Source organism: Mesorhizobium sp. M0296, assembly GCF_040321675.1.
Lineage (GTDB): Bacteria > Pseudomonadota > Alphaproteobacteria > Rhizobiales > Rhizobiaceae > Mesorhizobium.
Window position 1 is genome coordinate 1 of the sequence record NZ_JAMYRZ010000089.1, and the last position, 5642, is coordinate 5642.

Annotated in this window: 6 protein-coding genes and 1 pseudogene; 3 read left to right on the plus strand and 4 right to left on the minus strand. The window is 63.6% G+C overall.

Going from position 1 to position 5642, the window contains the following annotated elements; genetic code table 11:
• Positions 1-166, plus strand: a pseudogene (locus tag NKI97_RS35165) (endonuclease/exonuclease/phosphatase family protein); the annotation flags it as partial.
• Positions 167-173: 7 nt separating this feature from the next.
• A complete protein-coding gene (locus NKI97_RS35170; protein WP_352838579.1) occupies positions 174-902 on the plus strand; it encodes a hypothetical protein in 729 nt (242 codons plus the stop codon).
• Here NKI97_RS35170 and NKI97_RS35175 read toward each other — a convergent pair.
• The 4 genes from NKI97_RS35175 to NKI97_RS35190 all read right to left on the minus strand — a co-directional run bounded on the left by NKI97_RS35175 (position 899) and on the right by NKI97_RS35190 (position 4477).
• On the minus strand, positions 899-1141 hold the full coding sequence (locus NKI97_RS35175; RefSeq protein ID WP_352636669.1) for a hypothetical protein: 243 nt from the start codon (positions 1139-1141) through the stop codon (positions 899-901). The two genes, NKI97_RS35170 and NKI97_RS35175, sit on opposite strands and share 4 nt — an antisense overlap.
• Positions 1142-1254: 113 nt before the next feature.
• Positions 1255-2472 (minus strand): ABC transporter permease, encoded by a 1218-nt coding sequence (locus NKI97_RS35180; RefSeq protein WP_352838580.1) that lies wholly within the window; start codon positions 2470-2472, stop codon positions 1255-1257.
• The gene (locus tag NKI97_RS35185; protein WP_352838581.1) at positions 2469-3182 is read right to left on the minus strand and encodes an ABC transporter ATP-binding protein; all 714 of its coding nucleotides are present in this window, start codon (positions 3180-3182) and stop codon (positions 2469-2471) included. The genes NKI97_RS35180 and NKI97_RS35185 overlap by 4 nt, the downstream gene beginning before the upstream one ends.
• A gap of 2 nt (positions 3183-3184) precedes the next feature.
• Positions 3185-4477, minus strand: coding sequence for an efflux RND transporter periplasmic adaptor subunit (locus tag NKI97_RS35190; protein ID WP_352838582.1), 1293 nt, complete (start codon positions 4475-4477; stop codon positions 3185-3187).
• Positions 4478-4588: 111 nt separating this feature from the next.
• Here NKI97_RS35190 and NKI97_RS35195 point away from each other — a divergent pair, with 111 nt between their 5' ends.
• Positions 4589-5494 (plus strand): PhzF family phenazine biosynthesis protein, encoded by a 906-nt coding sequence (locus tag NKI97_RS35195; protein ID WP_352838583.1) that lies wholly within the window; start codon positions 4589-4591, stop codon positions 5492-5494.
• Positions 5495-5642 lie beyond the last annotated feature (148 nt).

Genomic DNA, 5642 nt, shown 5'->3' on the forward strand with positions numbered 1-5642 from the left:
GGCAAGGCAGAACGCCACCGCGGTTCCCGATATCATCCGCAGCGGCCAGCCTTGGCGCACCATATTTCCAGCGGGCCAGGAGGTCGAGCGCTTCCCACGTGCCGGGTGGGACCGGCCGAAGGCATCCGACCATTGCCCGGTAGCAATTGCCCTCGACATGGTGTGAGACAGGCGTGAGTTTCGATCTGCCGCGCAACGTCATCCTGCCGGTCGATGCCATCGACGTCAGGCTCGATTCCGGCCCGCATCCGTTCGAGCGCGATCATGCCGACGCGATCGCCGAGAACTGGCGGCGTGAGACCGCGGCCAAGCCGGCGCTTTTCGACGGCACCGTGGTGCTGCTTTCCGCTCTCAGCTATCGCGACAATCGCCTCGTTGGCCGTTGCCATGCGGTGCGTTATTCGACCTTCATGCTTTGGCGCAGCAATCGACAGGTGCCTGGCGCCGAACATGCCTACGCCCATGCCATGCTGGTCGCCGGCGACAATGCGCTTGTGGCGATCCGCATGGCGCCGCATACGGTCAACGCCGGCCGCATCTACTTCGCCGCCGGTTCGTTCGAGCCAACCGATTTCCGCGACGGCCTTGTCGACGTCGACTTCAACATGATCCGCGAGGTGCGCGAAGAGACCGGTCTCGACCTGTCAGGCGCGACACGCGGCAGGCGCCATTACGCCCTGTCGACGGCAAGCGGCACGGTGATCTTTCGCCGCTACCGCGAGACGGCCTCCGCCGACGACCTGGCACAGCGGATCAGCGCTTTCGTCGCGGCCGAGTCAGAGCCTGAAATCGAAGGCGCCGTAGTCATCCGCAATGCAGCCGACCTGCCGGACGGGCTGATGCCGCATATGAGACCGCTGATCGAATGGCACTTTGCGAGCGAGCAAGGTTTCCAACTCTAACGTCGTAGCCTACCTTCAATGGCCTTGCGGTCGTTGCGGGCGGCAACAAAATACAACAGCACGCCGAGACCCAGGAGCGCGCCCATCGCCGTTCCCATCGTCTGCCCAATTACCTGCTGGAAGTCAGCGGTGACGCGATCGGGATTGTCCATCCCATAAAGGATCAAATTCCACCAAAGCCCTGCCAAGGCGGCTTCGACGATCACAATCGCCAGAGCCAGTCGCGCTTTCTTGCTCATCCATTGTTCCCCCTTAGTCCCCAACAGCATTGTTATCATTGCAGAATGTGCTGCGACAAGGGCAGGTTGCATAAAAAATTGGCAGCGTCTGGAGGCGACACTTGCTGCAATGCCTATTCATGCCTCAGCGCGTCGATCGGGTTAAGCCGCGCGCCGCGCAGCGCCGGGAAGAAGCCGAACACCATGCCGATCAGCGCAGAGAAGCCGACCGCAAGCAGGATGACCTCCGGGCTTGGCGCAAACGGGATCGTCAGCGTCACCGAGGCGAGGCCGGCAAGGGCCAGGCCGATCAGGATGCCGATGATGCCGCCAAGCAGCGACAGCACGGTTGCCTCGACCAGGAACTGGATGAGGATATGCTTTTCATGGGCGCCGATAGCGAGCCTGATGCCGATCTCGCGCGTGCGTTCGGTTACCGACACCAGCATGATGTTCATAATGCCGATGCCGCCGACGAGCAGGCTGACGCCGGCGACGGCACCGAGCATACCAGTCATGGTGGTGGTCGCGCTGGCCATGGCATCGGCGATTTGGGTCATGTCGCGGATCGAGAAATCATCGTCGCGGTCGGCCGTGATGCGGCGTGTGTCGCGCAAGATGTCCTCGACGCGCTGCTGCAGCACCGTGGTTGGCGTACGGTCGTCGGCGGCGACATAGATCGAGTCGATGTCGCGATTGCCGGCAATGCGACGCTGATAGGCGGCGAGCGGCATCAGCACGACATTGTCCTGGTCCTGGCCGAAACCGGTATAGCCCTTCGGTTCGAGCAAGCCGATGATCTTGCAGGAGGTGCGGTTGACGCGGATGATCTCGCCTTCGGGGTCGCCGGCGCCGAAGAACTGCTGGCGCACCGTCTCGCCGATGAGGCAGACGCCGGTGCCCGAGCGGGTTTCCGAATCGCTGAACGGGCGCCCCGAAACCAGCTTCCAGTCGCGGGCATCGAGATAGGCGCTGTCGGTTCCGGTGACGCCCGAAGTCAGGCTTTCGGTGCCGAAAATGACGCGCACCTGCTTTTGCGACGCCGGCGAGATGGCGCGCGAGCCGTCCAGATGTGCGGCAAGCGCGGTGAGATCCTTGTAGGCAAGAGGTCGGACGACCTGATCGAGGCCTCCAGGTCCGCCAGGCCCGGCCGGACGGCCGGAACGGATGACGAGCAGATTGCTGCCGAGCTTGGAAATATCGGACTTGACCTTTTCGGTGGTGCCCGAGCCGATGGTCAGCATGGCGATGACGGCGGCAACGCCGATGACGATGCCGAGCAGCGTCAGGAACGAGCGCAGCACGTTGCGGCGGATGGAGCGGAGCGAGAGGCGAACGGTTTCCCAGATCATGGCAAGGCCATCTCGAGATTGGCTGTGTCCAAGGCGACATGGCCATCGAGGAAACGGATCGTGCGCTGCGCATAGCCGGCAACATCGGCTTCGTGCGTGACCATGGCGATAGTCAGCCCGAGCTCGCTGTTCAACTGCGTCAGGAGTTCCATGATCTCGTGCGTGCGGGCGGTGTCGAGATTGCCGGTCGGTTCGTCGGCGACGAGCAGCGTCGGCCTGGTGACGATGGCGCGGGCGATCGCCACGCGCTGCTGCTGGCCGCCGGACAGCTCGGCCGGCGTATGATGCTCGCGGCCGACAAGGCCGACCTCGGCAAGTGCCTGCATGGCAAGGCCGCGACGCTCGCGGGCACCAACGCCGCGATAGATCAGCGGCAGTTCGACATTCTCGGCGGCCGTGGTGCGCGGCAATAGATTGTAGCCCTGGAAAACGAAGCCGACATAAAGGTTGCGCAGCTGAGCACGGCGGTTGCGGTCGAGACGGCCGGCGTCGATGCCGTCGAAGCTGTAAGTCCCAGCGGTCGGCGTGTCGAGGCAGCCAATGATGTTCATGGCCGTAGATTTGCCCGAACCGGACGGGCCCATGATGGCGACGAATTCGCCGCGCCTGATGGCGAGGTCGACGCCGGCCAGCGCGTGCACCCGGGCTTCGCCCTGGCCATAGCTTTTCCAGACCTTGTCGAAGCCGATGAGGGTCGCGCCCGATGCCACGATCAGCTCCGCTGCTGCGAGGCGGTAATGACTTGCGCGCCTTCCTCCAGGCCGGAAACGATTTCGGTCAGTTCGCCATCTGTCGAGCCGACCCTGACGTTGACCGGATGCGGCCGGCCATTCTCCAGCACGTAGAGCGTGCGCGAGCCGTCGATGGGCTTCGTCGCCGCCTGCCGCTGGCGGTTGCCGCCCGGGCGCCCCATGCGGCCGGTGAACAGGTCGGTGAGGCTCCAGCCGCGGTCCGCCGTCTGCGCCGGCCGGTAGCGGAAGGCGATCGATGGCACGGTGAGCACGTTTTTGGCCTGCTTGGTGACGACCGAGACGGTGGCAGTCATGCCGGGCCGTAACAGAAGCTCGCTATTGTCGACATCCAGCCTTGCATCGTAAGTGACGACGCCGTCGGTGGTGACCGAGGCATAGGAAATGTCCCGGATCTCGGCGTCGAATGGCCGTTCAGGAAAAGCGTCGACGGTGAAGCGCGCATGCTGGCCAGGTTTTACTGCGCCGATATCGGCCTCGTCGACCGCAGCTTTCAGTTCCATGTTCTTCAAATCCGCGGCGATGACGAACAGCACCGGCGCCTGCAGCGACGAGGCGACCGTCTGGCCGGGATCGACCGAGCGCGTCAGTATGATGCCGTCGATCGGAGCGTAGATTGTGCTCTTGGCAAGATCCGTCTGCTGCGCCTTGAGATCGGCATTGGCCATGGCGAGGTTGGCTTTGGCGATATCAAGCGCCGCCTTCGAGCGGTCGCGGGTGGCGGTTGCCGCTTCAAGCGACTGGTCCGTCGCCATGCCGCGCTTGGTCAATTGTGCCGCGCGCACCAGCGCCTTTTCGTTTTCAGCTAGCGTCACGGTGGCGTCCTCGACGCTCGCCGCGGCTGCCTTGGCCGAGGCCTGGGCGCGCTCGATCTGCACCTCCAGCTTGGCGGTGTCGAGCGCGGCCAGCACATCGCCCTTCTTCACCAGCTGATTCTCGTTGACCGAGACCGAGCGGACGACGCCGGAGAGTTCGCTGGAAATATCGACCTGAGTGAGAGGCTGCAGCGTGCCGGTAGCCGAAACGGCGACGGTAAGGTCGGCCATGGCGGCCGGTGTCGTGGTATACTCGATCTTGGCGGGCGAGCCCGCATACCACTGGTAGCCGACGACACTCGCGGCGACGGCAAGCAGTGCGAACACTGCGTAAAGCCAACCGCGACGGCGTTTTGTCTTCAGGCCCTGGTGGTCGAGCCCGAGCGCCGTCTCGATGGCGGAAGCGGATTCCGTCTTTGGCAGATTGACAATCTGGTCCACGCCGGACCCCTATGTTCAGTAATATCCCATCAGTGCACAAATCAGGCCTTATGGTTCAAAATTCAAATTAAATTTCGCTCATGTTTGGAATGAGGCAGAGGACTTACTGAGATGCAGCCGCGGAATTACTTGCTTTACGACGTATTCACCACCAACCGGCTGGCCGGCAATCCGCTGGCCGTCGTGCTCGACTGTGACGGGCTCAACGTTGCGGCGATGCAGGCGGTGGCGCGCGAGTTCAACCTGTCCGAAACCGTCTTCGTGCTGCCGCCGGACAACCCGAAGCACCGGGCCCGCATCCGTATCTTCACGCCCGACTATGAAATGCCGTTCGCCGGCCACCCAACCGTCGGCTCGGCGATAGCGCTCGCCGAAATGGCGGGAGAGGCCGCCGGCATCTTCGTGCTCGAGGAGAATATCGGTCCGGTGCGCTGCGCTGTCAGCAAGCACGACGGTTCGACCTTTGCCGAGTTCGACCTGGCGAAACTGCCGGCGCAGCTGGCATTGTCGGCCGATCCCGAGGCGATCGGCGCGGCCCTTGGCCTTGGGCCGCACGAGATCGGCTTCGAGAACCACCGCGTTTCGTTCTGGTCGGCGGGCGTGCCCTACGTGACCATCCCCGTCGCCAATCTGGAGGCGGCCGCCCGGATCAGGCTGGACAACCAGGCGTGGTCGGAGCTCGCACCACGCAAGAGCGAATGGGCCTTCGCCAGCCCCTATGTCTATTGCCGCGAGACGGTGCACCATGACAGTGCCTTCCATGTCCGCATGATGGTGCCCGGCAATCCGTCCTACGAAGACCCGGCGACCGGCTCAGCGGCGGCCGCGTTCGCTGGCGCGATCATGCATTTCGACGGCCCGACGGACGGCGTTTCACAACTGTGGATCGAGCAGGGGCTGGAGATGGGCCGGCCTTCGCGCATTCGCCTCGAACTGAATGTCGAAGGCGGCAAACTGGCGGCCGCCCGCATCGGCGGCCATGCGGTGAAGGTGGCTGAAGGCAGTTTTTTTGTTTGATCCTACCCTTACGCTTCGTCATCCTAGGGCGGAGCAGGAGCGAGCGACGTCGCGGAGACCCTAGGATCCATATGTGGACGGCGCCCTGCCTGCAACGGTTGTTTTGCGTCGTTTTCGATCGCTTGCGTCCATATGTCCGGCCTTTGAG

What these genes read in the sequence shown, in the direction of transcription:
- NKI97_RS35180 (WP_352838580.1), bottom strand. Translation starts at nt 2,472, where the DNA reads ATGATCTGGGAAACCGTTCGCCTCTCGCTCCGCTCCATCCGCCGCAAC.
- NKI97_RS35195 (WP_352838583.1), top strand. Translation starts at nt 4,589, where the DNA reads ATGCAGCCGCGGAATTACTTGCTTTACGACGTATTCACCACCAACCGG.
- NKI97_RS35175 (WP_352636669.1), bottom strand. Translation starts at nt 1,141, where the DNA reads ATGAGCAAGAAAGCGCGACTGGCTCTGGCGATTGTGATCGTCGAAGCC.